General features: G+C 45.0%; 21 protein-coding genes. 11 read left to right on the forward strand and 10 right to left on the reverse strand.

Going from position 1 to position 25,341, the window contains the following annotated elements; all coding sequences use genetic code 11:
• The 3 genes from F0229_RS17930 to F0229_RS17940 all read right to left on the reverse strand — a co-directional run.
• Positions 1 to 353: GNAT family N-acetyltransferase (locus F0229_RS17930; RefSeq protein WP_171733382.1), on the reverse strand; the 353-nt coding region annotated here is incomplete at its 3' end.
• Positions 346 to 1,269 (reverse strand): ornithine cyclodeaminase family protein, encoded by a 924-nt coding sequence (locus F0229_RS17935; RefSeq protein WP_171733383.1) that lies wholly within the window; start codon positions 1,267 to 1,269, stop codon positions 346 to 348. The genes F0229_RS17935 and F0229_RS17930, both read right to left, overlap by 8 nt.
• A 2-nt stretch (positions 1,270 to 1,271) precedes the next feature.
• Positions 1,272 to 2,423: an alanine racemase gene (locus F0229_RS17940; RefSeq protein ID WP_171733384.1), complete on the reverse strand. Its 1,152-nt coding sequence runs from the start codon at positions 2,421 to 2,423 to the stop codon at positions 1,272 to 1,274.
• A gap of 112 nt (positions 2,424 to 2,535) precedes the next feature.
• Here F0229_RS17940 and F0229_RS17945 point away from each other — a divergent pair, with 112 nt between their 5' ends.
• The 6 genes from F0229_RS17945 (at position 2,536) to ltrA (ending at position 11,107) form a co-directional block, all read left to right on the forward strand.
• Positions 2,536 to 3,447: a LysR family transcriptional regulator gene (locus F0229_RS17945; RefSeq protein WP_171733385.1), complete on the forward strand. Its 912-nt coding sequence runs from the start codon at positions 2,536 to 2,538 to the stop codon at positions 3,445 to 3,447.
• Between the two features lie 468 nt (positions 3,448 to 3,915).
• The gene (locus tag F0229_RS17950) at positions 3,916 to 4,266 is read left to right on the forward strand and encodes an EF-hand domain-containing protein (RefSeq protein ID WP_017059884.1); all 351 of its coding nucleotides are present in this window, start codon (positions 3,916 to 3,918) and stop codon (positions 4,264 to 4,266) included.
• A gap of 124 nt (positions 4,267 to 4,390) precedes the next feature.
• Positions 4,391 to 5,713 carry an efflux RND transporter periplasmic adaptor subunit gene (locus tag F0229_RS17955; RefSeq protein WP_032545691.1) on the forward strand — a complete coding sequence of 441 codons (1,323 nt, stop codon included), beginning with the start codon at positions 4,391 to 4,393 and terminating at the stop codon, positions 5,711 to 5,713.
• Complete coding sequence (locus F0229_RS17960; RefSeq protein ID WP_017063782.1) at positions 5,710 to 8,814, forward strand: efflux RND transporter permease subunit; 3,105 nt, start codon at positions 5,710 to 5,712, stop codon at positions 8,812 to 8,814. Before F0229_RS17955 ends, F0229_RS17960 begins: the two co-directional genes overlap by 4 nt.
• A gap of 442 nt (positions 8,815 to 9,256) precedes the next feature.
• Complete coding sequence (locus F0229_RS17965) at positions 9,257 to 9,400, forward strand: hypothetical protein (RefSeq protein WP_017061715.1); 144 nt, start codon at positions 9,257 to 9,259, stop codon at positions 9,398 to 9,400.
• Positions 9,401 to 9,634: 234 nt separating this feature from the next.
• Positions 9,635 to 11,107, forward strand: coding sequence for a group II intron reverse transcriptase/maturase (gene ltrA, locus F0229_RS17970; protein ID WP_171733409.1), 1,473 nt, complete (start codon positions 9,635 to 9,637; stop codon positions 11,105 to 11,107).
• A 380-nt stretch (positions 11,108 to 11,487) separates the two neighbouring features.
• On the opposite strand, the gene F0229_RS17975 is transcribed toward ltrA, so the two are convergent.
• Both F0229_RS17975 and F0229_RS17980 read right to left on the reverse strand, forming a co-directional pair.
• The gene (locus F0229_RS17975) at positions 11,488 to 13,116 is read right to left on the reverse strand and encodes an ABC transporter ATP-binding protein (RefSeq protein WP_171733387.1); all 1,629 of its coding nucleotides are present in this window, start codon (positions 13,114 to 13,116) and stop codon (positions 11,488 to 11,490) included.
• Positions 13,117 to 13,128: 12 nt separating this feature from the next.
• Positions 13,129 to 13,623 carry a hypothetical protein gene (locus F0229_RS17980; RefSeq protein ID WP_171733388.1) on the reverse strand — a complete coding sequence of 165 codons (495 nt, stop codon included), beginning with the start codon at positions 13,621 to 13,623 and terminating at the stop codon, positions 13,129 to 13,131.
• Positions 13,624 to 13,863: 240 nt separating this feature from the next.
• Between F0229_RS17980 and F0229_RS17985 the strand changes: the two genes are divergently transcribed.
• The gene (locus tag F0229_RS17985; RefSeq protein ID WP_017061577.1) at positions 13,864 to 16,224 is read left to right on the forward strand and encodes a Lon protease family protein; all 2,361 of its coding nucleotides are present in this window, start codon (positions 13,864 to 13,866) and stop codon (positions 16,222 to 16,224) included.
• Between the two features lie 192 nt (positions 16,225 to 16,416).
• Here F0229_RS17985 and F0229_RS17990 read toward each other — a convergent pair whose 3' ends face one another.
• Positions 16,417 to 17,163, reverse strand: coding sequence for a flagellar brake protein (locus tag F0229_RS17990; protein ID WP_017067648.1), 747 nt, complete (start codon positions 17,161 to 17,163; stop codon positions 16,417 to 16,419).
• A gap of 272 nt (positions 17,164 to 17,435) precedes the next feature.
• Between F0229_RS17990 and F0229_RS17995 the strand changes: the two genes are divergently transcribed.
• The 3 genes from F0229_RS17995 to F0229_RS18005 are packed head-to-tail and all read left to right on the forward strand — an operon-like array spanning position 17,436 to position 20,051.
• A complete protein-coding gene (locus F0229_RS17995; protein ID WP_004732803.1) occupies positions 17,436 to 17,720 on the forward strand; it encodes a GNAT family N-acetyltransferase in 285 nt (94 codons plus the stop codon).
• Positions 17,721 to 17,731: 11 nt separating this feature from the next.
• Positions 17,732 to 18,880, forward strand: coding sequence for a phosphotransferase (locus tag F0229_RS18000; RefSeq protein WP_171733389.1), 1,149 nt, complete (start codon positions 17,732 to 17,734; stop codon positions 18,878 to 18,880).
• Entirely contained in the window at positions 18,870 to 20,051 is a 1,182-nt protein-coding gene (locus F0229_RS18005; protein WP_050620146.1) for an MFS transporter, read from the forward strand. The genes F0229_RS18000 and F0229_RS18005 overlap by 11 nt, the downstream gene beginning before the upstream one ends.
• A gap of 108 nt (positions 20,052 to 20,159) precedes the next feature.
• Here F0229_RS18005 and F0229_RS18010 read toward each other — a convergent pair whose 3' ends face one another.
• Positions 20,160 to 21,074, reverse strand: coding sequence for a DMT family transporter (locus tag F0229_RS18010; protein WP_171733390.1), 915 nt, complete (start codon positions 21,072 to 21,074; stop codon positions 20,160 to 20,162).
• Positions 21,075 to 21,407: 333 nt separating this feature from the next.
• Positions 21,408 to 22,301, reverse strand: a complete 894-nt coding sequence (locus F0229_RS18015) for a DMT family transporter (RefSeq protein WP_017067653.1) — start codon at positions 22,299 to 22,301, stop codon at positions 21,408 to 21,410.
• 124 nt (positions 22,302 to 22,425) lie between these two features.
• Here F0229_RS18015 and F0229_RS18020 point away from each other — a divergent pair, with 124 nt between their 5' ends.
• Positions 22,426 to 22,908 carry a MarR family winged helix-turn-helix transcriptional regulator gene (locus F0229_RS18020; protein ID WP_171733410.1) on the forward strand — a complete coding sequence of 161 codons (483 nt, stop codon included), beginning with the start codon at positions 22,426 to 22,428 and terminating at the stop codon, positions 22,906 to 22,908.
• Between the two features lie 99 nt (positions 22,909 to 23,007).
• Here the strand turns inward: F0229_RS18020 and F0229_RS18025 are convergent, their stop codons facing one another.
• Both F0229_RS18025 and aceB read right to left on the reverse strand, forming a co-directional pair.
• Positions 23,008 to 23,448, reverse strand: a complete 441-nt coding sequence (locus tag F0229_RS18025) for a heme-binding protein (protein WP_004732837.1) — start codon at positions 23,446 to 23,448, stop codon at positions 23,008 to 23,010.
• 101 nt (positions 23,449 to 23,549) lie between these two features.
• Positions 23,550 to 25,175 carry a malate synthase A gene (aceB, locus tag F0229_RS18030; RefSeq protein ID WP_171733391.1) on the reverse strand — a complete coding sequence of 542 codons (1,626 nt, stop codon included), beginning with the start codon at positions 25,173 to 25,175 and terminating at the stop codon, positions 23,550 to 23,552.
• Between the last annotated feature and the right edge of the window lie 166 nt (positions 25,176 to 25,341).

The raw sequence follows: 25,341 nt of genomic DNA on the forward strand, positions 1-25,341 counted from the left end.
GAGACGCCTTTTAAACCGGTAATGGAAGCGTATTTCTTACTGAAGTTAATCGCTTGACTCCCCAATCCTTTTCCTTGGAAACGATGGTCAATCATGACGCGCCACACGTACAAATGATCCTTTTGAAAGTGATCATCGAACTTGTCGAGTAGTCTTGGATCGATAAGAGAGATGAGCCCTGCTGGCTTGTCGTCTAAATAAATGCCGTAACTGACGCTATCGTCGTTGAAACTCGCCTCTGCAAGCCATTCTGCGTTATTAGCAATGAGATGTTTTTGGGACTCTTCCACAGAGAGGTCGATAATGTCATCGATGGTGTTACCGTTTATTTTTAAAAAGCTAACGTTATTCATGGTCATCTCCCTTGGATAGGTATTTATCTAAAACTATTTGCGCAATATAAAGATCTTGATAGGCAATTCCTGAGCTATCAAAAATAGTAATGTCGTTTTTGTTCCTTTCTTTTAATTGAAGCTTGTCACCGATCTGATAGATCTCTTTATCTGGCGCATGCTGGAACTCACCAATCGTTTTGGACTGAGATAAATAATCACAATAGAGGGTGGCGTTCTCAAATAGCGATGGTGGAAGTTCCTGTTTTCCTATTTTATCTGCTCCCATTGCAGAAATATGAGTTCCAGGTTTTACCCATGAAGATTCAAACAAAGGAGCGGTGGACGCTGTAACGGTAACAATAATATCTGCGCTTTCACAGGCTTCTTGAGCGGATTTGATGTCTGTTGTTAACCCTTCTTTGCTTAGCTCTTTCGCTAGTTGGTTGGCGTTAGGCTGATTTCTACCAACAATCAGGACTTTAGATAGATTCCTAACTTTTGAAATGGCAAGCGCTTCGTATTTAGCTTGATGACCTGTGCCAAATAACGCGAGTACAGATGAATCTAGTCTCGCCAGTAGATCAACAGCGATGGCATCAGCTGCTGCAGTTCGGTAGGCATTGACCAAACTTGCTGACAAAATGGCTTTCATTTCCCCCGTATCCGGTGAAAGAAGAAAGATATGAGTACCATGGTTCGGTCGCCCAAACTGATTATTGCAAGGCCAATAGCTTCCCATTTTCCAACCAAGTAATTGATTTGTGCATGCTGATTTGAGTGAAAACATTGAGCCTTCGATCGGGCCTGATGCGTTAACGACCGGAAATATTGATGAGTGCTGATCTTGTACTGAAGAAAATGCCGCTTTGACCGCTTTGTATGCCAGCTCGTGAGAAATTAACGCTGCTGTCGTTTTTTCATCTAGATAAATCATGTTTACCACCCTGAAACACGTTGCCATTGCTCAATTTGACCCTCGACCAAGTCAAAGACATAGTATTTACTGTGCATCGCGCTTGTAGAGCATGCATGATTTGGGACGATGTGTACTCTAGAACCAATGGGAAAACATTCGAAGTCGATCTCACTTCCAGAAGCCGTTTCGAGTATGCCGTGCTCTTGATTTACCTGCACTACTTTCAGTATTTGACTCTCTTGGCCATTCGGTTGGAGAACCACGCCATAACATTGTTCGTCATGACCTTTATCTAAAGAAAGAGCCATCCATCCAGCATCAACAAATATTTGCCCCCTCGATTTGTTGTGTCCAATAACACTACTTACTACTGAGATTGCGATATCGTTTAAAGTACATACTCCAAGCCGATGCATCACTAAGTCAAACAATGAATAGACGCCAGCTCTGACTTCTGTGATTCCACTTGTGTTTGTGTATGAGCATGCCGTCGGGGTAGAACCCACGCTGACTATTTCGCAGTAAATCCCAACCGACTCGAGGCGTTTCGCCGCAAGTTGTGCAGTCGCTACTTCATTACTGGCGGATTGGTTTAACGCTTCTCGAGACTTACAGTGGTAAGACTCACCTGCGTGGAGCATCACCCCTTTAAAATTGCCCAAACCCTTACCTAAGCTCTTAGCCATTGCAATCAGGGCTTCGGAATCTGCACTTACTCCACCTCGGTGTCCGTCGCAATCAATCTCTATCAGGCAGCTAATAACACACCCACGTTCTTGACAGTAGGCGTTAACGAAATCGACTTGTTCCATGCTATCAAGTAAAACCACAATACTCATACCACGTTTCAGTAGCAGTTCGACTCGCAATAGCTTTTCTTTTGATATGCCAACAGCATAGAGAATGTCTTTACAACCATAACTGGCAAGCTGTTCTGCTTCTTCAAGGGTGGATACAGTGATTGGATCCTCTATAGAGTCAATTAAGTACGGAAGCGCATCTAACGATTTTACGGTCTTAAAGTGGGGCCTTAGTGGTGTGCCTAGTTTCGACATATGGCTGCGCATTTGAGCAAGGTTGCTCAAAAATTTTTGTTTATCCAAATAGAGAAATGGTGTGCCGATGGCATTGTATTTTTTTTCTAAATCAGGGTGTTCCGTATGCTTAATCATTTCATTTACCTAAACTTGCAAAGTGAAGTTAACTATTGATGAAATGATTATGAAGTAGGAAGAAGTTGAATTATATTAACAAAAATCTACTTATACATTAGGTTGGAAGTTAATGTTGACGACAGAAGATATTCGATTTCTTGTGGTAGTTTCTAACCATAGAACATTGGCAGATGCGGCTCGTACGCTCAATATAACGCCACCATCAGTCACTCAGCGTATTCAACATATCGAAAAGAAGCTATCGCTTAAGTTATTTCAACGGCCTTCGCGCGTGGTTAGCTTAACAGAAGAAGGGCGCGTTTTAGTTGATACTGGTATTTCGATCCTTGAAGATTTGGACGAGCTCACCGATAAACTCAATGAAAGCAGAGGGGATGTCAGTGGTTGTCTAAGAGTATTGGCGCCCCTTGGCTTTGGCAACGATGTGATAGCCCCTTTATTAGGTGAGTATAAAAAAGCTCATCCTCGCCTAGAGGTGGAGCTAGAGTTATCAGATAAGCCAAACTGGGCCAACCATCATAAATGGGACATTATCATCTACATTGGTCACCTGACGGATTCCAGCCTTAAGATGGTGAGTTTAGCCCCAAACAAGCGCTTTGTTTGCGCTTCGCCCGAGTATTTATCACGTTATGGACAGCCTGAAACTCCGCAAGATCTTAAGAAGCATCAATGTATTGCGTTGAGAGAAAATAATGAAGATGTCACGTTGTGGAGCTTTACTCATACAGTCTCAGGATCCATAGAAAATGTTCGAATTCGTCCTTCACTTGCAAGTAATGAGGGCAGAGTGATTAAAGACTGGGCCTTAAGAGACTTAGGGATTATCATGCGATCTGAATGGGATATTCAATCACAGATTGATAGTGGTAAATTAGTGCGATTATTGCCAAATTATGAGCTTCCAAATGCCGATATTGTTGCCCTCGTGAGTTCTGCTGCGCATGAGAGGTCAGCGCGAGTCACTGGCTTTTTATCTCTATTAAAAGATCAATGCCAAAAAGCGCCGTGGTTAAGTTGATAGTATGTTGTTATCAGAGGTGTGCTAGCGCCGATCATGGCAAACACACCTTTGCCCCATTACCAGTCAGGGTTAACAGAATGTTAACATGTATTTGCCCTACTAAAAGTAATCCCTTGTCTGTTGGATATTTGCAAGGCAAACTGCTGGGCAAAAGTTCGAAAACACTCTGAATGTCTAAAAATCGCCATATTTTTCGAAACTAGGGATTTTATATCATTGGCTTTTCGGTTTCGGTGGCTGAAAGTTTGGGATAATTTGAAAACCATTTGGACATAGCTATGCCTGTACTCTTACCAGAGTACTAGCGGCAGAAGTTTCATAATTTCTGTTGCGCTGCGCTTACAAACCGATAAGAACATAAATCGATATCTACTTAGCCATCTTTACATACCTTTACATCACATGACGTTATCTTACTTACATTAGTATATTCTTAAGTAGTGAAACAAAGAGAAGGAAAACGTCATGAAAATCAAAAGCACGATAATCGCGTTACTCGGTATCGTTATTGCCTTCGGAGCAATGGCTGGTGGAATGAATAAAGGCATGAATAACAATATGTCACGCCCAGTATTTTCACAGTTTGATCTCGATGGTGATGGCAAGATAACCGAAGCCGAGTTCAATCAAGCACGCTCAGAACGTATTGCCCAGCGAGCAGAAGAGGGACGTACGTTGAAAAATATCAATCAAAGCCACAGTTTTGCTTCGTTAGATAGCAACGCGGATCGCGCTATCTCTCAACAAGAGTTTAATGCTCATCAAGGCATGGTGAACCCCAAAAATACCATGGGCAAAGGCAAAAACAATCAGTAGCTCAATTCAATCAGGCCTCCATTTGTGAGGCCTGACTTATTTTGAGATCAAGGAAGCAAATCCGCTTATGTTGGTGTGCTACCTTTTGTTTAAGGAAAAGCTAATATATAGTAAGGGAATCGCTATGACTAGGTATAGCTGGTTACAAAGGGCTCTGTTTGTTCCTCCTGTTTTGTTGGGCATCGCGTTATTGGTGATCGCACCAGGGATGAAGGCTGAACCGCCTAATGCGAGTAATACGGCTGCTAAAAAGGTGGTTCGGGTGTTGAAAGTCGAGCCGCGAAATATCCAACCTTCTGCCATCGGATATGGACATACCGAGTCTGTTCAAGACTGGCAGGCACAGTCTGAACTTGACGGCGCGGTTGTGTGGGTTTCTGAGCAATACAAAACGGGCGCTATTATCCGCAAAGACAGCGAACTCCTTAGAATTGACCCCACCGCTTATCAACTTACTATTGCCCGTTTGCAAGCTGAGCTTGAAGTGCTAATGCTAACGAATCAGACCATTATCGATTCGCTCAAGATTGCAGAGAAAGAGTTTGAGGTACAACAGTCAGAATATGCCCGCTCAATCAAATTAAGTGAAACCGGGCATATCTCCAAAACAGAGAAAGACCGCGCGACCAAAGACTTGCTCAGCAGCCAGCAACAGCTCCAGACACAGAAAAACCAACTGGCAATTAATCAAGCGCAGCAAAAGGTTTTGCAAACGGAACTAGCACTTGCAAACCGAGATCTCGAACAAACCGTAATTAAAGCCCCATTTGATATTCGCATTGTCGAAACCTTGGTTGGACTCGCCGAGTATGTCAACAAGGGGGAATTGCTGCTCAAAGCGGATGACATCGATGCCGTTGAGGTTCGCGCGCAGTTTCCGCTTGGTAAAATGCGTCCGCTAAGAAATTCCAATCGCTTTGACTCGCTTGACGAAGATGTTCATAGCAACTTGAGCGCGACAGTCGAGCTCCAAGCAGGCGATAAAGTAATTACTTGGCCTGCCGAGATCAGCCGCTCCGGCGGTGAAATCGATGCTCAGACTCAAAGCCAAAGCCTGGTTGCACAAGTAAATCAGCCCTATCAGCAAGCCATTCCCGGGGAGAAGCCACCACTTATTCGTGGGACTTTCGTTAAAGTCACGATTAAAGCACCAATGATGGAGCAACAAGTCTTGCTACCGATAAACGCCATCCATGATGGTAAAGTTTACACTGTCTCTGAAGGTAAACTGAAAAGCAAACCTGTCAGGATAGATTTCGTCCAAGGGCAGGTTGCGGTGATCAAATCTGGCGTGGAATTCGGTGATGTGGTTGTGCTAAGTAAACTTTCACCCGCCGTTGAGGGGATGGCTTTACAACCACAACCGGATGAGAAAATCGGCCTTTGGTTGGATACGCAGAGCGGATTTAAAGCCCTAAACGCGATTCAGAAAGAGGGCAAATTATGATCGCTTTTTTTGCTCGGCACACCACTGGCGCCAATGTCCTGATGATGGCGGTACTGCTGTTAGGGGCTTTTGCCTTGCCCAAACTGCAGAAAGACACTTTTCCGTTGACGCCGACCAAAAATATTGAGGTTCGGATCGTTTATCCGGGCGCGTCACCTTTTGAGATGATGGAAGAAGTGTGTTACCCGTTGGAAGATTCTCTCGATAAGCTGAGTGGAATTAAAGAGTTAAGCTGTGATGCCCGAGAGAGTTTGGTCATCGCCAATGTGGAAATCGGCGATGATGAAGACATTGACACTTTAACCAGCGATATTCAACAGCAGGTTAACGCCATCAGTGATTTTCCGGATCGAGTTGAGCAGATCACGGTGTCGAAACTGGACCGAGTGGCAACGGTGGCCAGTGTCGCGATTACCGGCAATATGTCAGATAGGGACTTATATCTCTATGCCCAACAAATTAAGCACAAGTTAAAAGAGAGCCCATTGATCGCTCAGGTGACCGTGAGCGGTTTTGCGGATCAAGAAATAGAAATTCGCGTATCGCAGTGGAAGTTGCAGCAGTACGGCCTGAGTGTGTCCGACTTGTCCAATCTAGTACAACAGCAAAGTATCAGCACTCCTGCTGGCGTATTTAGTAATGACTTGGAAGAGATCAGCGTCCGCTTCGACCACTTAGGCAGCAACGTCAGAGACTTCGAAAATATCGTGATTAAATCCAGTGAGACGGGGACTCAGGTTCGCCTCGGTGATGTTGCCGTTATTCAGCAGAAGTTCACTAGCGATGAAAATCAAATCCTGTTCAATGGTCAGCGTGCCGCTTTGCTTCAGGTGTCCAAAACGCAATTTCAAGATACCTTAACGGTCAAAGATGCGATCGTCAGCATCGTTGAAAAAGAACAGGCGAGAGCCCCTGAAGGCGTCGCTTTAACCATCACCCAAGATTCCAGCACCAATATTATTGAGCGTCTGAGAATCCTCACCAGCAATGGCGCACAGGGATTAGCACTGGCATTTTTGATGTTGTGGGCGTTTTTTAATATTCGCTTTAGCTTTTGGGTCACCATGGGGCTGCCGGTTTCATTCCTTGGCGCCATTTTTGCGATACAACTTCTCGGTTATACCCTGAATATGATGACGCTGGTCGGGCTGATTGTCGCGATTGGTCTGCTAATGGACGACTCGTTGATCATTGCAGAAAACATCGCTGCCAAGAGGCAACAAGGGCTACCCGCGTTTGACGCTGCAGTTGAAGGTACCAAACAAGTCTTCCCAGGTGTGATTGCATCGTTTGCTACCACCATCATGGTGATAGGGCCGCTGATGTTTCTCACAGGCAAGATGGGCGAAGTACTACGCTATATTCCCATCGTGTTATTGATTACCTTGCTTGTTAGTCTGATAGAAGCTTTCTTGATCTTGCCGTCTCATTTGGCACATAGCCATACTGAATCTCGCTCTAATCCTATACGGGACAAGTTCATTGCCGGTTTTGAAAACATCAGAGACAGATTCTTTGTGCCAGTGAGTGTCAAGGCGATGAATGCACCTTATCTTTCAGTAGGGATATTGGTGATGGTGGTGATGATTTCAACCGCTTCCATTTCGTCAGGTTGGCTGAAATTCAAAGCCATGCCTGCCTTGGAAAGTGATGTGCTGCAGGCGCGTATCTTGCTCCCTCAAGGCAGTTTACTGAGCCAGACAGAGGCGGTGGTGGAGAAGGTTTCAAACGCGCTTGATGAACTCAACCAAGAATACGCAGAGAAATACCCAAGCTCAAAACCTTTGGTCGCGAGCACCACGATCATGTTCAACTCAAATGCTGATGCTAATGAGTCGGGGCCGCATATGGCAACCGTCAGTGCCGATCTATTGCCAGCGCAATTTAGGCAGCAGAGCATTAAAGATCTGATCCAAGATTGGAAACAAAAAGTAGGCCCTACGGCGGATGTGGTTTCACTCAAGTTTACCGATAAAGAACGGGGCATTGCTGGCAATGGCATTGATATTCGGGTTCAGGGTGAGTCGTTACAAGAGCTCAATCAAGTCAGCCGCTCGCTGGTGAAATGGTTGAAGGGATTTGACGGTGTCTATAACCTCTCCACCGATCTGCGTGAGGGCAGAACCGAATTTCACGTTAACCTTAAAGATGAAGCTGGCGTGATGGGAGTTAATGCTTCCAACATTGCTCAAACGCTGCGCAGCGCGGTAAAAGGCAGTACTGATCTGACGGTTTTCCAACAAGGCGAGCTGGTGGATATTAGTGTGAGACTGGATGAGTTTACGCACCAAGCTAGCCTGTATGAGTTGAATAACTTGATGGTGACGGCAGGCAATGGAACCCTAGTTCCATTATCAAGTGTTGCGACGTTTGACAGAAAACAAGCCTTCTCGCGAATTCACCGCATTAATGGGATGAACACTGTGGTTGTGCAAGGCAATATCGATACGCGGGTTGCCAATGCGCGTGAAATCATGCTGCAGTTCAATAGCGAATTTGTCTCGCAAACTCAACACAAATTCCCAGACATCACCTTCACCTCGCAAGGTCAGGATAAAGAAAGCTCAGATACGGGCTCCTCGCTGGCGACCTTCTTTGCTCTTGGCGTGGTGGGGATTTATCTTATTTTAGTGTTCCTGTTACAAAGCTACACTCAACCGATTGCTGTGCTGCTGGCAATCCCTATGGGCTGGATTGGTGTGGTATGGGGGCACTTGGGCATGGGGTTCGATTTGACTATTCCAAGCTTGGTTGGCTTTGCTACCTTAGCGGGTATCGTCGTTAACGATAACATTCTGTTGGTCAATTTTATTAAGAAGAATATCGCCCAAGGCGAGCGCTTGATAGACGCTTGTCGAGAGGCGGTACGTGACCGATTTAGAGCGATATTTATCACCTCGTTAACCACATTTGCAGGATTGCTTCCACTGTTAACCGAAACCAGTACGCAAGCGCAATTTCTGATCCCGTTAATTGCCAGTATTGCGTTTGGCTTAGTCTCGGCTACGTTACTAGCGTCAATTGTTGTGCCTTGCGTGCTGCTTATTTTGGACGATTTAAAGCTGACCAAATGGGCAGAAGGTGCTCAATCTTCCCTTTGAGGCCCTTGGGAGTGCATGCTGAACCATGTCATTTAGCCCGGCATGAAAATGGTAGTTTGCGTAGAATTTATTTGGCGATTAAACCCTATCACTGACTGCTGTTTTTTTGCGTACAAAAAACAATAGGGTCAGGTCTTGTCTTTTGCTCTTTGGTGGCAGTTTTTCTATCAGGTTTAGTTATTTGTCATACCTGAAGTTATTAGTCATTTGCTAATGTTTGATTTTCCAAAACTCATTTCTGTCCGTGCGACCTGAGGTCGTATGAAGCGTTGTTCACCGCTTAACGAGTGAACCATCTGTATCACCAGATGAACCTACGAGCCTGAATAAAGCAGCGGCTCGGACAATGTAACGAAACTTGGCCTTGGGCTGAGTGGGAAAAGAATCGTGAGAGGACGTTCCTCCTGAAAACCACAATTCGGGTAAGTGCTAGGTAGTCAGTATGATGAACGTATGTGAATCCATTCAAGGTGCGTTATATGATGAAGCAGCGGAAGTGGTTAATACGCTGTGGCCAAAAGGCAATGAGAGTTGGAAAGAGGTTGGACAGTACTTTTTCGTGGTCACTGCACTCTCCGCACTATAGTGGGCATCTAACCTGACACTTTACGCAACATACGGAACAGGGTAAGCCTGTATCACTCCCTTTGGGAAAGCCTTTGTGGCCGATAGTGGTGCAGGTATAGGAGGTCGGAAAAAGCGAAAGCTACATTGTAATGATGCAGATACAGACTTATGTCTGATCACGAAAGTGAGCCCACTTCCGACTGGTCTTCCATTGCGAGAGAATTTGAAGAACTTTATTCAAGGAGAAAAGCAAATGGTGATCTCGAAAGAGATTAGTGCATCTTCTGACGGCGATCAATGGCAGTCCATCGACTGGAAATCCGTTGAAGTACACGTATTGAAGCTTCAAATGCGTATCGCAAAAGCAACTAGAGAAAAGAAACACGGTAAGGTGAAGTCTTTACAGTGGCTCTTGACTCATTCTCGCTCAGCCAAGCTTCTTGCGGTTAAGCGAGTCTCTCAGAATAAAGGCAGTAAAACGCCTGGAATAGACGGTGTCATCTGGAACACAGATGCACGCCGTATGAAAGCAGTCGATCAACTGAGTCGCAAGGCTTACTCTGCAAAACCACTCAAACGTATCTACATTCCCAAAAAGAACGGTAAGCTCAGACCACTGGGTATTCCATGCATGATTGATAGAGCACAACAAGCCCTCCACCTTCTTGCATTAGAGCCTGTGTCCGAAACGTTTGCCGACCTCAATAGCTATGGTTTTAGACCAAATCGCAGCACGGCTGACGCTGTCAGTCAGTGCTTCAAATGTTTGGCTCTAAAGCAATCCGCGAAATGGGTTCTTGAGGGAGATATTAAGGCTTGCTTCGACAAAATCGGGCATAAATGGCTGATGGACAATATCATTGTAGATAAACGAATGTTAAAGCAATGGTTAAAATCTGGCTATGTAGATAAGGGGCTGTTCTACAATACCGAAGAAGGTACACCTCAAGGTGGAATAATATCTCCAACCTTGATGCTAATGACTCTCGCGGGAATAGAGCAACAAATAAAATTTACAGCTCTGAAAATGGGTGCTAGGGCCAACTTTATCGGTTATGCGGATGATTTTGTGGTCACCTGCTCTTCAAAGGAAGTGCTAGTGAACGATATCAAACCGTTGATTGCTGGCTTTTTGGCAGAAAGAGGGTTAACCCTCTCCGAAGAAAAAACGAAGGTCACTCATATTGATGATGGCTTTGACTTTCTGGGTTTCAATCACAGGAAGTACAAAGGGAAATTGCTCATTAAACCGAGCAAACCCAATACGCTGTTATTCCTTAGAAATCTACGTGAACTTATTAAAAAGCACGCAACCATCCCTGTTAACGATCTTATTCAGTTGATAAATCCGAAACTTAGGGGATGGGCGAATTACTATCGCCACTGTGTTGCTAAACAAGTATTCGGGTATGTTGGCCACAAACTATTCCAAGCGTTATGGCACTGGGCAGTTAGACGTCATCCAACCAAGTCCAAAGACTGGGTTGTGCACAAGTATTTTCTCAATCGTAAAGGCCAGTGGCAATTTCACGGTTGGCAGAAAATCATGAACATGGACTGTCACTTCAATCTGTTCCAAATAGCGAAAGTGCCTATCGAAAGACACGTGAAAATTAGGAGTGCTGCGACCCCTTTTGACCCTCAATACCAAGAATATCTGGTGAAGAGAAAATCTAAAAGGCTAGCTCGTAACTCTTGGAAAGAGCCTGTCCCGACTGCGTTATAAGTTGCTGGGTATCAATGATGCCTTAGTGGAGGCTTGAGCCGTATGCAGTGAAAGTTGCACGTACGGTTCTTAGAGGGGCGGCACTTGGTAACAAGTGTCGTCTACTCGACAAAAACGAGTTGAACTAAGCCGCTCTTCGACTATGACGACTACCAGCGAACTCTGTTTAAAGTCCGTTAATTTTAGCAAACCTTCATAATCACTGGTTCGAATCACTGAGTTGATTTTTCATATACGCCAGAAACGAAAAATGTCGCATCCATGCGACATTTCTCTTTTGGCGGCCAAACCAGTTTTGCTATATCCATTCTAGATTTCAATCCATTAGGAGATTATTCAGAATGTAATTATAAGACGCTGTTAATGTTGATTAGTTCCCTTTATGCGGCATTTTTTTTCGATTTATCTTCTAAGTCGAATGACGCAGCGATTAATTTCTTGGTGTAGTTGTTTTTCGGCGCATTGAAAATCTCTTCTGCAGACCCTTCTTCCATTACTTCGCCCTTCTGCATCACCAGTACGCGATCCGACAGTGCTTTCACTACCGAGAGATCGTGGCTGATGAACAGGAAGCCGATATTGTGCTTGGCTTGAATGTCTTTCAGCAGGTCAATCACGGTCAGTTGTACTGAGCGATCGAGTGCTGAAGTCGGTTCATCCAGCAAAATGAAAGAGGGCTCTAGAATCAGTGCGCGAGCAATCGCGATACGTTGTCTTTGCCCGCCAGAGAACTCATGTGGATAACGGTTTATTGAATTCGGCTCTAAGCGAACTTCAATCAATGCTTTGCGCGCTCTTTCTAAACGTTCTTGCTTGGATAGATGAGGTTGATGCACCGTTAAGCCTTCGGTGATGATTTCCCCAACTGTCATGCGTGGTGATAAAGAACCATAAGGATCTTGGAACACCATTTGGACATCTTTCTTGAGCTTGTGACGCTCTTTATCATTTAATAAGCTAACGTCTTGGCCTTTGTAAACAATACGTCCGGTACTCGGCAGCAAGCCGATTAATGCACGTCCAAGGGTTGATTTACCGGAACCAGACTCGCCCACAATGCCTAAGGTTTCGCCTTGTTTCAGCTTCAACGAAATGCCTTTAACTGCTTCGAAGTACTGGTTCTTACTTTGGATAAAGTGAGATTTGATCAAGAACTTCACGCGAATATTTTCTGCACAAAGCAGTTCAGGTGCGGATGCCTCAACAGGAACCTTAGCGCCTTTCGGAATGGAGTTAATCAGCATGCGTGTGTAGTCGTGTCTTGGGTTTTCGAATAAGGCTTGAGTCACCCCTTCTTCAACCAGTTCACCTTTACACATCACCAGAACACGGTCGGCAAAGTGCTTCACTACACCGAGATCATGGGTGATGAACAAAATCGCCATGCCCATTTTGCCTTGAATCTCTTTGATAAGAGAAAGCACTTCCGCCTGAACCGTTACGTCCAATGCGGTTGTGGGTTCATCGGCAATCAGAATATCTGGTTCATTGATCAGCGCCATTGCGATCATGATGCGCTGTAACTGACCACCTGAAAACTCATGCGGATACTTGGTGTAAGCCAGCTCTGGCATAGGTAAATGCACCAGATTGAACAGCTCTAGTACACGCTGTTTTGCTTTTGATTTCGATACCTTTCGGTGACACATAATGGCTTCTGCCACTTGAGTGCCGACACGCAGGTATGGATTCAAAGATGTCATTGGCTCCTGAAAGATCATGCCGATTCTATCGCCACGAATCGACTGCATTTCTCGCTCAGTTTTGCCAAGAATCGATTGACCTTCAAACTCGATATCTGATTGTTCATCGATAATCGCGTTATCAGGCAGCAAACGCATCAGCGCGTTGGAAGAGACAGATTTACCTGAACCTGATTCACCAACAATGGCTAAGGTTTCGCTTGAGTTAAGGGTAAAGTTAATCTTTTTGACCGCATCAATGATTCCATCATTGGTTTTGAAACTTACGGAGAGGTTATTAACTTTAAGAATGGCCCGGTCCGACATGATATATCCTTATCAATTTAAGACATTAGGTGAAGATTTCACTTCTGACGTTGTTTTAAGTTGCCCAAAATGGTGATGAGCACGTTGAATTTGTTCTAGTTCGAGCATCCAATGCGAACTGCGCTGAGCGCTGCAAAAAGCGATCAGGTGATTGAGCAAACCTTCGCTCTGCTTTTCCAATAACCCAAAGGTACGTTGAATCAGCTCAGTGTTCTCCAGAGAGATAAATTGCATCAGAGCGTAAGATTGATTCAAGGTATCGAAGGCTTGTTGGTGCTGACCTAATCGGTTGAGTATCTCTGATTGAGCGACACTTGCGTCTCTCAACCCGGCAAGCAGGCAGGCAAATTGGCAAGGCTTAATATCGCTTTGGTATGCTGCATCTTGGATGTGATGAGGAAGTGAGGTTAGAACATCACCATACAGGCGCTGTGCTTCAGGCCAGTGACCTTGTTCCATTAACTGTTCAGCTTTTAGGTAGTGCATCCAGCATCGTTCAATTTCCATATCCACATCCTCAATTTATAATATCAGAAAATGTTAATGATATTTATTATCAATTGCAAATTAAAATCATTCACATGTTAAGTTGGTGAATTAAATGACGAGCTATTCCTAAAAATGGCTTAAATTGTGTGTTATTTGTTCAGTTGAACAGCTGTGTAGCGTAAGTCACTAAATTTGTAGGAAATTACATCTACACTGATTTTATCTACACCCAAGTAATGAAGGACTAAGGAGGCGGCGATGGCGATGCAAAGACTCAATACAGAACAGCTGTATCAGGTAGCGGATTTAGATAAGCTACCATGTAAGTCGACCAAAGAACTGGCTCCAATTGACGAAATCGTCGGGCAGGAACGGGCACAAAAAGCCGTTGAGTTCGCGATGTCAATCAAGGAAAAGGGTTACAACATTTATGCGATAGGGCGAAATGGTCTGGGTAAACGCACCATGATCTTGCGCTATCTCAACCGTCACCCTCAAGAAGTGCAGGAGCTTTTTGATTGGTGTTATATCGCGAACTTTGAAGATATTCGTACACCTAAGGTACTGAAATTACCTCGTGGCGTTGGCAGCAGCTTAAAGCAAGATATTGAAAAGTTAATGCGTAAATTGCTGAAAGGTATGCCTCTAGCGTTTGATAACGAGATGTACTTTAGCCGTGCTGATAGGCTTAAAAACCAATTAGCAGCTAAGCAACAAGCCGCGTTAGAAAGCATTAGCCAAGAAGCGAAAGACAAGGGCATTAACCTGACGATCACCACTCAGGGTGATTACCAGTTTGTGGCCATGAATGGGGATGATCTTCATACCGAAGAGAGCTTCGATCTGCTTTCGCCAGAAGAGCAAGACCAGTTCGATAAAACCATTGATGGATTGGAAGTCGGTCTGCGAACCATTTCTCGTGAGTTGACGGAACTTGAAGAAACGTACACTGAGAAAATTCAAAAACTGAATGATGATACGGCGCGAGACGTGATCACGCACTTCATCAAGCAATTGAAGAAGGATTACAGCCAATATCCAGACATTAAAAAGTACCTAACGGCACTGCGTAAAGACATTGTCGACAACGCTGACATCTTCTTAGAAGAGAGCACTGAGCAAGCCGAAGTTGCAACCGCTTCTTTGGATAAGAAAATGCCGCGTCGCTACAAGGTTAACGTGATTGTGAGCCAAAAGGAGGAGACTCTGCCGATCGTGGTGGAAGAGAATCCAAATTATCACTCTCTGTTTGGCTATGTAGAAACGGCAACGTTCAAGGGCACTGTCTTTACAGACTTCTCATTGATTCGTGCAGGTAGTTTACACAGAGCTAACGGTGGCGTATTGCTGATGGATGCGGTGAAGGTACTTGAGCAGCCGTACGTTTGGGAAGGCTTGAAACGAGCGCTGCGTTCACGTCAATTGAGCTTCACTTCATTAGAGAAAGAGGTGACCTTAACGGGCGCGGTATCGCTTGATCCAGAGCCGATTCCATTGGACGTCAAGATCATCCTGTTTGGCGACTACCGAACTTACCAACTGCTGCAACACTACGATGCAGAGTTTGGTGAATTGTTCCGTGTGACGGCCGATTTTGAAGATGAGATGAAGCGTACTCCCGATTCTGAAATGCACTACGCGCGCTTTATTTCGAGTATCGTGCACGACAACAACATGCTGCATTGTGACCGTAAAGCGATCGCTCGCATCATTGAGCACAGCTCTCGTCAGGCGGGTGACCAAGGTAAATTGTCTCTGCACTCGGCACACATTGCTAATCTGCTTCGTGAGTCAAACTACGTGGCGAGAGGTTCAAAGTCGAACCTGATTCGAGCAACACACGTCGACCAAGCGTTATCTAACCAACAGATGCGTGTCGGACGACTGCAAGACAGTGTGATGGAGACGTTTACCAACGGCACAACACTGATCCATGTTGATGGTCAGGCGGTTGGGCAAGTGAATGCTCTGTCTGTATTAAGCACCACCGATCACATGTTCGGTGCGCCAAACCGAATTACTGCCACCACGGCTTACGGTGATGGTGAAGTGATTGATATTGAAAGAAACGTAGACCTAGGTGGCAGCATTCACTCAAAAGGCGTGATGATCTTGTCGGCTTACCTTTCTTCCGTATTTGGCAAGACAGCCAAAGTCCCGCTCACCACTAACATCACCTTCGAGCAATCGTATGGTGGCGTCGATGGTGACAGTGCGAGTATGGCTGAGTTCTGTGCGGTGGTGTCAGCGTTTTCTAAGCAGCCAAACCGTCAAGACATCGCGATTACAGGCTCGATGAACCAGTTTGGTGAGTCTCAGCCTATTGGTGGTGTGAACGAGAAAATTGAAGGTTTCTTTGATGTGTGTGAAATCAAAGGGCGTTCAAACGAACAAGGGGTGATCATCCCGCGTTCAAATGTTCACAACCTGATGCTGCGTAGCGATATTGTGAAAGCGGTTGAAAAGGGCGAGTTTAATATCTGGGCGATTGACCATGTAACAGAAGCGATTGAACTGTTCACAGGCAAAGCCGCAGGTGAGGCGAGTGATGAGGGTAGTTATCCAATTGATACTATATTTGGTATCGCCCAAGCTAAACTGAACGCACTGCGCAAATAGTTTGAATATCTAGATACACAGTTTAATAGCTAAGCTAAATAGATAGATAAACAAACAGATAAACAGCTAAAACGCAAAAGCCATCGATTCTAGAGTCGATGGCTTTTTTGTTGGTTACGATTTGGTTTACCAGTGAGCTATTTGTATTTGGTCAGCTTGCTGTATTCGGTGAAAGTCGCGTGTTAAAAGGCGTTACCCATTTCGTAAGCAAAGCTTGGTGCCATCGAACTTCAGTTTTGCCAACAAGTGTTTGGCGTTAGCTCGGCCAATATCATCAAATTCGACACCGTATCGAGCGTAGTGTGTCGATTTCTGTAGATTGCAGACGATGCCTCGCAATGGCGGAATCAGTGGTCCGTTGTAGTTCTCAGGGGTTATCTCAATAGACACGCGATCGGCAATCTGAATCGCACGAGAGGTTGGTGAGGTAACGAAACGACAACCACTTTTCGATAAGTCTCTTATCTCACAGTTTGCTCGCTGGTCGTTGAAGATGATTCTTGAAGCCAGATTCACTTCATAGCGTGTTTCTTTACGTAGCTGTGTCACTTGCATCGTGCTTGGTGTAGACAGCACTAGAATAGGGAAGGGTTCACCAATCTTATGGTGAATTTGGCTTCTAAAGTGGATAAGCGCGCCTTCACCTCGTAGAGAATACGCACGAGCGGTCATCCAAAAACCTTCTTGAAAGAAAAAGTTCAGATCTTCATTGGATACCTCGGGAACCTCAACCACAATACAGTTATCACTGTGCGTTCCGATAAACCTGGTGGTGGCGAGAAACTTCGTGCCAACGGGAGTCGAGACATTTAATGTCAGCTCACTGCCGTGCTCAATCATGGCCAGTGCATCAGTGCTATTGATAGTGGAAACGGTGCGATTACGAGGGTCTTGAAGTGCCTGATTATGCTCCAAAGGCTTCTTCAGGGGTGCGTTCATTATATGTTCTCCATGCGCCAACATGCGTCTGTTAGATATTGATAACTTGCTAACAAGGGGTTGTTACGTGCTAGATTTAGTAGGTGTACTAACGCAATTTATAGAGTGCTTTTAATTGGTTTGAATTTTATTTATAACCACACGCTATAATAATATTTTCTTTGATTGTAAGTACTTAGTTTTATTTATATGCACTTGCGTTAGTCTATTACAAGGAATTCATACTTCAAACTTTAATTGTTTGTCGTATCCATTATTTGCAGGAGTTGAGAATGCAGGCAGTAAAATGGGATCAAGAAGTGAACCAGATCACGGTAGAGTTAGAACCCAACCAGTTCGCGGTCGTTAAGTATCAAAAGGACGGAGATGTACTACATATCACGTCGACACGCATTCCTGATGAACTGCAAGGCAAGGGCTTTGGGAAGGTGATGATGGAGTCGGTATTGCCTGAAATTGAACAAGCGGGCTTCAAAATTGTGCCGGTTTGTAGCTATGTGGTTCACTACATGAATAGGCAGCCACAGTGGTCACACCTTCTATCCGATAAAGCATAACAACGAGTAATATGTCTCAATCAATATCGTCGAATAATCGAGCTCAACCTGAAGCGGGTTCAAGTCAAAATCAGCCAGAGCTTTATCAACAAGAGTTTTATCAAAATGAGCTTTATCAAAAAATAGCGACCTCGCTGGGTTGTCATGAAGGGTTTGATGTCCAAGTGATTCAACGCCTATGGGGTGGATATGGCGAGTTAGTTCGCTTAGTCTTTTCTCAAGAAAGCAGTGCGGAACTCAAGAGTGTGATTGTTAAACATGTCGCGTTGCCAGATAAAGCTGAACACCCAAAGGGTTGGAATACCAAACTCTCTCACCAACGAAAGGTACACTCTTACCAAGTGGAAACAGCTTGGTATCAGTCATTCACCCAACAATGGGACGAGCGCTGCCCTGTACCTGTTGGGCTGCAATGTGAACTAGAAGAGAATGAGTGGCTGATAGTGATGCAAGACTTAGCGGATATAGGTTTTCCGTTAACCTCTCAGTTTGATGTGCTTGCTGCTTCTGACTATCAGGCATCTAGTTACACAAGAGAAGAGCAAAAACAACGTAATGCTTGCCTTAAATGGCTTGCTAACTTTCACGCAAAGCACATCAATATCAATCAAGAGCAGTTGTCATCATTGTGGCAAGTCGGTACTTATTGGCATCTAGATACACGCCCTGATGAACTCAATGCCTTGGCTGATTTACCATTGAAGAACCAAGCCAAGCACATCGACCGTTTACTAAAAGAATGTCCATATCAAACCTTGGTACATGGCGATGCCAAGCTCGCCAATTTTTGTTTTGATTCTGAAAGCGAGCGAGCAGCTGCGGTCGATTTCCAATATGTGGGTTACGGCTGTGCGATGAAAGACGTCGCCTTGTTCATGAGCAGCGCGATTAGGCCACAAGATTGCGCAGAGCTTGAATCAGAAGTACTAGATGCTTACTTCCACTACTTGAAAGAGGCATTGGCGTACTATCAGCCACACCTTTCATTTGATGAGGTAGAAGCAGCATGGCGACCAATGTTTTACGTGGCGTGGGCCGATTTCCAACGTTTCGTAAAAGGCTGGAGCCCAGAGCATTGGAAGATTAACCCTTATACTGAGCAGTTGACCTTACGAGTGCTCACTCAATTAGACGAACAGGAGTCCGTCAATGTTCGATAGAACCGCGAGCTGGAAAACGCCGCAAAACTTTTTATTACTGATTTCGATTGTTGTACCGATCGCGTTTTCGAGCTGGATGGCTTTACTTAATAACTTCGTGATTGAGAAGGCGAACTTTGATGGTGCGGATATTGGCTTGCTGCAAAGTGTGCGTGAGATCCCGGGTTTCTTAGCGTTTACCGTAGTGTTTGTGTTGGCATTCATTCGTGAGCAACGCTTCATGTTGATATCGCTGGCGATGCTTACTGTAGGCACCGCGATTACGGGTCTGTTCCCCTCACTCACTGGATTGTTGCTGACTACCATTTTAATGTCGACGGGCTTTCACTATTTTGAAACGCTGAAGCAGTCTTTGTCACTGCAATGGTTGAGTAAAGAAGAAGCGCCAGAGATGCTAGGTAAGATGATCTCAGTCGGCGCACTGGCATCCTTAATCACTTACGGATCTATCTGGGTGATGCTAGAACAGCTGAAGCTCGACTTTGCTTGGGTGTACGGTATTACTGGCGGTATTGGTTTTATTCTGGTTTTGGTGATGACCTTTGGCTTCCCTGAGTTTCAGACCAAAACGCCACAGAATAAGAAGTTGGTGCTGCGAAAGCGTTACTGGCTCTACTACGCGCTAACGTTTATGAGCGGTGCGAGAAGACAAATCTTCACTGTGTTTGCAGGCTTCTTGATGGTAGAGAAGTTTGGTTACTCGGCTGCTGACGTCACATTGTTGTTCTTGGTTAATTACCTATTTAACTTCTTGTTTGCGAAGCGCATTGGTCGATTTATCGGTGTGGTTGGCGAGCGTAAAGCGTTGATCTTCGAGTATGTTGGCTTGATTGGTGTGTTTGTCGGTTATGGTTTGGTGCAAAGCGCGGAATGGGCGGCGGCACTTTACGTGATCGATCACCTGTTCTTTGCATTGGCGCTGGCGATCAAAACTTACTTCCAGAAAATCGCAGACCCGGCAGACATGGCATCAACTGCTGGTGTCTCTTTCACCATCAATCATATTGCAGCGGTCGTTATTCCAGTGGTGTTTGGTGTGATTTGGTTGTCTTCTCCTGCAACGGTTTTCTATATTGGTGCTGCGATGGCGGCGGTTTCTTTGGCGTTGTCTTTAAACATTCCTAAGACACCTGAAGAAGGTAATGAAGTGCGAATGTTTAGCTGGCGTTAATGTTGGTCTCGATATTATGAAATAAGCAAAAAGCTCCAATAGTGATATTGGAGCTTTTTGTTTATGTGGGATATGTATATCTAATCCGCAAAATAGGTTTCACGCGGATCAGTTTCTTACGGTTTTTAATTCGGTACGCAGCTTGAAGATTCCCTTTGGTGCTTTGGTCAGTAAGATGCCGCAAAGTAGAGGAATCATCATTACAAGTGACTGTTCAGATAGAACCTCACCATTGATGTAGCAAGAGATCAGCAGCGCAACCACTGGGAAGATTAGGAAGCAGATAGACGCTTGGAAAGGGGTCGAAACCTGTCCTAATTTGAAGTAAGCCACAACGCCGCCAACACTCGCGACAAAGCCTAGGTAAACCACGGCTGAGATTGAATCCCCAGTGAAGGATTCAACATTCACGTTTTCACCTACAGCTGAAACAGCGAATAAGAATAAAGCAGCAATCAGGCTCGGTACGGCGTTGTAGGTTAGTACTTCAATACCTTTGAAGTGCTTTTGAACCAGCACATACATAACTGCGTGAATCGCAACAGCAAGGCCTAAGCAAACCGTGCCAATTAGGTAGTCATCGCCACCCATCTGCATTTCGTTGCCAAGGATTAAACATAGGCTCACAACAGCAGTAATCAAACCGAATATCTGGTGCTTCGCCAGTCGTAGACCTAAGAATAAGCCAGACATCAGCATCACAACCACAGGCATGTTGGCGAAGATGATCGACGCTAAACCTGAAGAGATGTATTGCTCGCCATAGATCATCAACGTAAACGGAATCGCGAAATACATCAGCGCAACAATAAGCAGCCATTGGCGCTTACCTTTAGGGAACAGCAGTGGTTGGTTGAAGACTTTCGCTAATACCGCAAGCAGAGGTGCTGCAAGTAAAAAGCGTAACGCAGTAGCAAAAATAGGTGGGATAGAATGCAATGCTACTTCCATAGCGAACCAAGTGGTTCCCCAAATTAAGCAAACAGAGACAAAAAGCAAAATAGTTAGAGACTTCGAATTCATGGTGACTACTCATTAATAATTATTTTAAATCATAAGCTTGTGGCGCCTTAACGACGTGGCACAGTATAGAAAGGTAGTCGGAGAAAAGTTTTGTCTTTTTATCTCTAATTTGAGTTTTTTTGTGGAAATTAAATCTCTAGTATGATTATTTTATAGAAAATAAATTCTCTTTAGATAGTTAAAGTAAACTCATTGTTCTTTGTGAGGTTTAATTTAACTTAAGGAATGGTCAACTCAACGAGTATGGCTGTTGGGTTATTGCTGTTAGCGTAGCAACAAAAAACGCGCCCTCAATGAGGCGCGTTTTTGAACAATACGTTTAAGAGGCTGCGTCTACTGCGTAACAGGCTTGACTTGTTTGGATTGTCTTACCGCAAGGATAAGTTGTGGTAGCAGTGACATCACTATCATGCCGGTCATTAGTGAGTATTGTACTGCAGTGAATGATTCACCCATCAACACCATACCGGTCACGATGCCAGCTACTGGGTTTGCGATGCCACCGAAGGTGAAATCAACCACCGACATACGCTGTAGCAACCACACATACATGCCGTAACCCAGCGCTGTGTTTAGCCCAATAACCCATACGAGTCCCATAGCATTACGAGTATCGAAATGAGTCACGGCATTAATATAAGGCTGCGGATCGATGAATGCATGAACGCCAGACGCGACAGACAAAATCGTACCGCCCAGAATCAGTTGCCATGTTAATACCTTCCACCAGTGCATGCGGTTACCCAGTGACTTGGTAATGCTGCTGCCGATGACAATACACATTATTGCGGCAAACATTGCGCCTAAACCGATTGGGTTCAGAGCAATTTGGCTTGGGTTAAACAGTATCCACGCTAAGGTGATCAAGCCAATACCCGAAAGGGCTTGAATCAGATGCGGGCGCTGTTTTTTCACTACCCAGTGGAAGATCATCGCGAACACCGGCACGGAGATCATGCCCACGCCAGAGATTGCCGAAGGCAGCGTTAGCGCCATCACGAAGATCAAGCCAAAGAAGGTCGCGATATTGATAAGGCCCAGTGTGAAAATGATTTGCCACTCGCCTTTTTTAGGCAGTGTTGGTTTTACTGCTAGCAATAACAAACCAGCAGGTAACGCACGCAAAGCACCCAATAATAATGGTGGCCACTCCTGTAGCGTAAATTGCGTCACTGCATAGGTTGTTCCCCAAAAGAACGCGGGGATCATTGCTAATAATATGTTCATTTAAAATATCTTTACGTTAAGATAACTATTGTGTGAACTGTATACTGAGAACTAGTGGTTGTAAAGTATCTTTATGTTAAACTAGTTTGAAGTAATCAAGACTAATCACGGAGCTAGATTGCAAATGGATGCTATCGACCGCGTTGTAGAGCAATGGGCAAAGGAAAAGCCCGAATTAGAAACTGAGCCTATGGCAATGATGGGCCGGATTATGCGTATTGCCAAGTATATGGAGACGCAAGTTGCCGAGCTTCATAAAAAATACGACATGAAGCTGGGTGAGTTTGATGTGCTGGCGACGTTGCGACGTTCTGGAAAGCCTTACCAACTGACTCCGTCAGAATTGATCGGCTCGATGATGCTGACATCAGGCGCGATGACCAATCGCCTTGATAAGCTAGAAGCGAAAGGGCTGATCAGTCGTGAGCACAGTAAAGAAGACAGACGCAGCGTGAGTGTTCAGTTAACAAAAGATGGTCTTATTCTTATTGACCAAATGATGACTGAGCATGTTGAAACGCAGAAGAAGCTTGTGAAATCTCTGTCTGCGAGCCAGAAGAAAAATACTAACCAGCTGCTGAAAACATGGTTGAGCGCGTACGAGTAGTTTTTCTGATCTTCCTTTAGATTCAATAAAAAACCGAAGCTTAATCGCTTCGGTTTTTTTGTGCTTGTTTAAGAACTTCAAGTACAGCGAATTGGCGAGTTAAGCTTGCAGCATCTCGTCACTGAACAGTTCTGCGCAGCCAATGCCGTTGATGGCGCAGCTTTCATCGATGTCTGAGATGTCACCGCTGACCCCGATAGCACCCAATACCGTTTTATCCTTGTCTCGAATCAGTAGCCCCCCTGGTACTGGCACCATGTTTCCGTGTGCGAGCACGTTTACGGCGGAGATGAATGCTGGTCGGTTGTCAGCATCTTGGGCGAGTTTTCTAGAGGAACAACCCAGTGCGAGTGCCCCCCACGCTTTAGCGATCGCGATGTCTGGTCGCATCATGCTAGAGCCGTCTTGACGTTGCAGAGAAATCAGTTTGCCACCGCTGTCTAAGACGGCGACCGTCAAAGGCTCAGTGTGGATCTTGTTTCCCGCTTGTAAGGTGCCATCGATGATGGTTAACGCTTGTTGTAGAGTCAAACTTCCCATGTTATCTCCTAGTTTTTCAAGGGGCCGTGTACCAAGCTAAGTCAGCCAATCATTACGCTTGTTGTGAATATCATTGACTGATTCAGCTCGGTACAAGAGTCCTAACTGGACTCTTGTAATAGCCCATAGCTGGGTAAAGTTAGGAAGGCAGCGAACTCTTCGGCTGTAGAAAGTTGATAGAAAAGATCAGCTGTCTCTTCAAATCGACCTGCTGCATAGCGCGAGTCACCGACTTCATGTTTTATCGTGTCTAACTCCTGGTAAAGCCAAGAGTGGAACAATTGTTTGGTAAAGGTTTGGCCGTCATCAAGCGTGACGCCGTGGTGGATCCATTGCCAGATATTGGCTCTCGAGATCTCAGCGGTCGCGGCATCTTCCATAAGGCCGTAGATAGGCACACAACCGTAGCCTTGGATCCAAGCCTCAATGTAATAAAGCGCAATGCGTATATTCTTACGTACTCCTGCTTCGTCGCGGCTGCCTTCACAAGGTTTTAGCAACGAGTCTGCATTGATCACATGCTCCGGGCTTTGAAAATCCATTTGGTTTACTTTGCCATCTAAGTGCTTATCAAAGATCGACATTGCCAAATCAACCAGTGCAGGGTGCGCGACCCATGTGCCGTCGTGTCCGTTCTGAGATTCTCTTTGCTTATCTTCGATAACCTTGGCGGTTACACGCGCCATTTCTTGCGGATCTTTCGCTGGAATAAAGGCCGACATACCACCCATCGCCAGTGCGCCGCGAGCATGACAAGTACGCACCAACAGTTGGCTATAGGCATTTAGAAACTCTTGATCCATGCCGATCCCGTGGCGGTCAGGCAGGATGCGGTCTTTATGGTTTTTCAGCGTTTTGATGTAGCTGAAGATGTAATCCCAACGGCCACAGTTCATTGCCACGATATGATCACGCATTGCGTACAAGATCTCTTCCATTTGGAATACGGCTGGAAGCGTCTCAATCAAAACCGTCGCACGAATGGTGCCTTTGGGTACGTGGAAATAGTTTTCGGTGAAGCTGAAAATATCGTCCCACCACTGTGCTTCTTCCATGCTCTCAAGCTTGGGAATGTAGTAGTAAACCCCTAAACCTTGTTGTGCTCGTGATTGATAGTTATGGAAAAAGTACAAGGCGAAGTCCATCAAGCAACCGCCGATAGGCTGATTGTTGAATTGGATGGATTGCTCAGGAAGGTGGATCCCTCGTGGGCGTGCGATCAGCAGTGCAGGATCGTCGTTTAATTGGTAACGCTTCTGCTTCTTCTCATCGAAGTAGCTAATGGTGCCAAGGTTGGCGTCTCTTAGGTTGATTTGCCCTTCGACCATATTGGCCCAAGTTGGGGAAGACGCATCCTCAAAGCAGCACATGAAGACTTTTGCGCCTGAGTTTAGCGCGTTGATCACCATCTTTCTCTCGATAGGACCGGTGATCTCTACTCGGCGATCCAGCAACTCTGGCGGCGGCGTTGCCACTTTCCACTCTTTATTCTGGCGAATGGAAATGGTGTCTTTTCTGAAATTGGGTAACTCCCCCTCGTCATATTGAGCTTGTTTTACGTCGCGGTCACCTAGCAGGGCATGACGGCGATCTCCAAACTTATTCACGAGAGCTTCTAAGAATTTTAATGCATCTTTAGACAAGATCTCTTTGTACTCGGGGTTGTCCATATTCCCGAGTACCTGCATACATTGTACTTCTTCTCTCTCTTTTACGTCATTCATCATTGTTGTCTCCTTTGAACAATACGATGCCACTTTGTATACAAAATTCTCTTTTTAAGGATATTTATATTGCATAAATTGTAAACAAGCAAAGGGTATTTAACATTTATTTATCATTTGGTCTTTTTGGAATTTATTTTTACGTAAAGATATTTTATGTAAAGTAATG

Source organism: Vibrio sp. AIC-3 (assembly GCF_013114515.1).
GTDB lineage: Bacteria > Pseudomonadota > Gammaproteobacteria > Enterobacterales > Vibrionaceae > Vibrio > Vibrio crassostreae_C.

Excerpts from the sequence above, each read along its gene's own strand:
- F0229_RS17935 (WP_171733383.1), bottom strand. The coding sequence starts at position 1,269 with ATGATTTATCTAGATGAAAAAACGACAGCAGCGTTAATTTCTCACGAG.
- F0229_RS17940 (WP_171733384.1), bottom strand. The coding sequence starts at position 2,423 with ATGATTAAGCATACGGAACACCCTGATTTAGAAAAAAAATACAATGCC.
- F0229_RS17945 (WP_171733385.1), top strand. The coding sequence starts at position 2,536 with ATGTTGACGACAGAAGATATTCGATTTCTTGTGGTAGTTTCTAACCAT.
- F0229_RS17950 (WP_017059884.1), top strand. The coding sequence starts at position 3,916 with ATGAAAATCAAAAGCACGATAATCGCGTTACTCGGTATCGTTATTGCC.
- F0229_RS17955 (WP_032545691.1), top strand. The coding sequence starts at position 4,391 with ATGACTAGGTATAGCTGGTTACAAAGGGCTCTGTTTGTTCCTCCTGTT.
- F0229_RS17960 (WP_017063782.1), top strand. The coding sequence starts at position 5,710 with ATGATCGCTTTTTTTGCTCGGCACACCACTGGCGCCAATGTCCTGATG.
- F0229_RS17965 (WP_017061715.1), top strand. The coding sequence starts at position 9,257 with ATGATGAACGTATGTGAATCCATTCAAGGTGCGTTATATGATGAAGCA.
- ltrA (WP_171733409.1), top strand. The coding sequence starts at position 9,635 with ATGGTGATCTCGAAAGAGATTAGTGCATCTTCTGACGGCGATCAATGG.
- F0229_RS17975 (WP_171733387.1), bottom strand. The coding sequence starts at position 13,116 with ATGTCGGACCGGGCCATTCTTAAAGTTAATAACCTCTCCGTAAGTTTC.
- F0229_RS17980 (WP_171733388.1), bottom strand. The coding sequence starts at position 13,623 with ATGGAAATTGAACGATGCTGGATGCACTACCTAAAAGCTGAACAGTTA.
- F0229_RS17985 (WP_017061577.1), top strand. The coding sequence starts at position 13,864 with ATGGCGATGCAAAGACTCAATACAGAACAGCTGTATCAGGTAGCGGAT.
- F0229_RS17990 (WP_017067648.1), bottom strand. The coding sequence starts at position 17,163 with ATGAACGCACCCCTGAAGAAGCCTTTGGAGCATAATCAGGCACTTCAA.
- F0229_RS17995 (WP_004732803.1), top strand. The coding sequence starts at position 17,436 with ATGCAGGCAGTAAAATGGGATCAAGAAGTGAACCAGATCACGGTAGAG.
- F0229_RS18000 (WP_171733389.1), top strand. The coding sequence starts at position 17,732 with ATGTCTCAATCAATATCGTCGAATAATCGAGCTCAACCTGAAGCGGGT.
- F0229_RS18005 (WP_050620146.1), top strand. The coding sequence starts at position 18,870 with ATGTTCGATAGAACCGCGAGCTGGAAAACGCCGCAAAACTTTTTATTA.
- F0229_RS18010 (WP_171733390.1), bottom strand. The coding sequence starts at position 21,074 with ATGAATTCGAAGTCTCTAACTATTTTGCTTTTTGTCTCTGTTTGCTTA.
- F0229_RS18015 (WP_017067653.1), bottom strand. The coding sequence starts at position 22,301 with ATGAACATATTATTAGCAATGATCCCCGCGTTCTTTTGGGGAACAACC.
- F0229_RS18020 (WP_171733410.1), top strand. The coding sequence starts at position 22,426 with ATGGATGCTATCGACCGCGTTGTAGAGCAATGGGCAAAGGAAAAGCCC.
- F0229_RS18025 (WP_004732837.1), bottom strand. The coding sequence starts at position 23,448 with ATGGGAAGTTTGACTCTACAACAAGCGTTAACCATCATCGATGGCACC.
- aceB (WP_171733391.1), bottom strand. The coding sequence starts at position 25,175 with ATGATGAATGACGTAAAAGAGAGAGAAGAAGTACAATGTATGCAGGTA.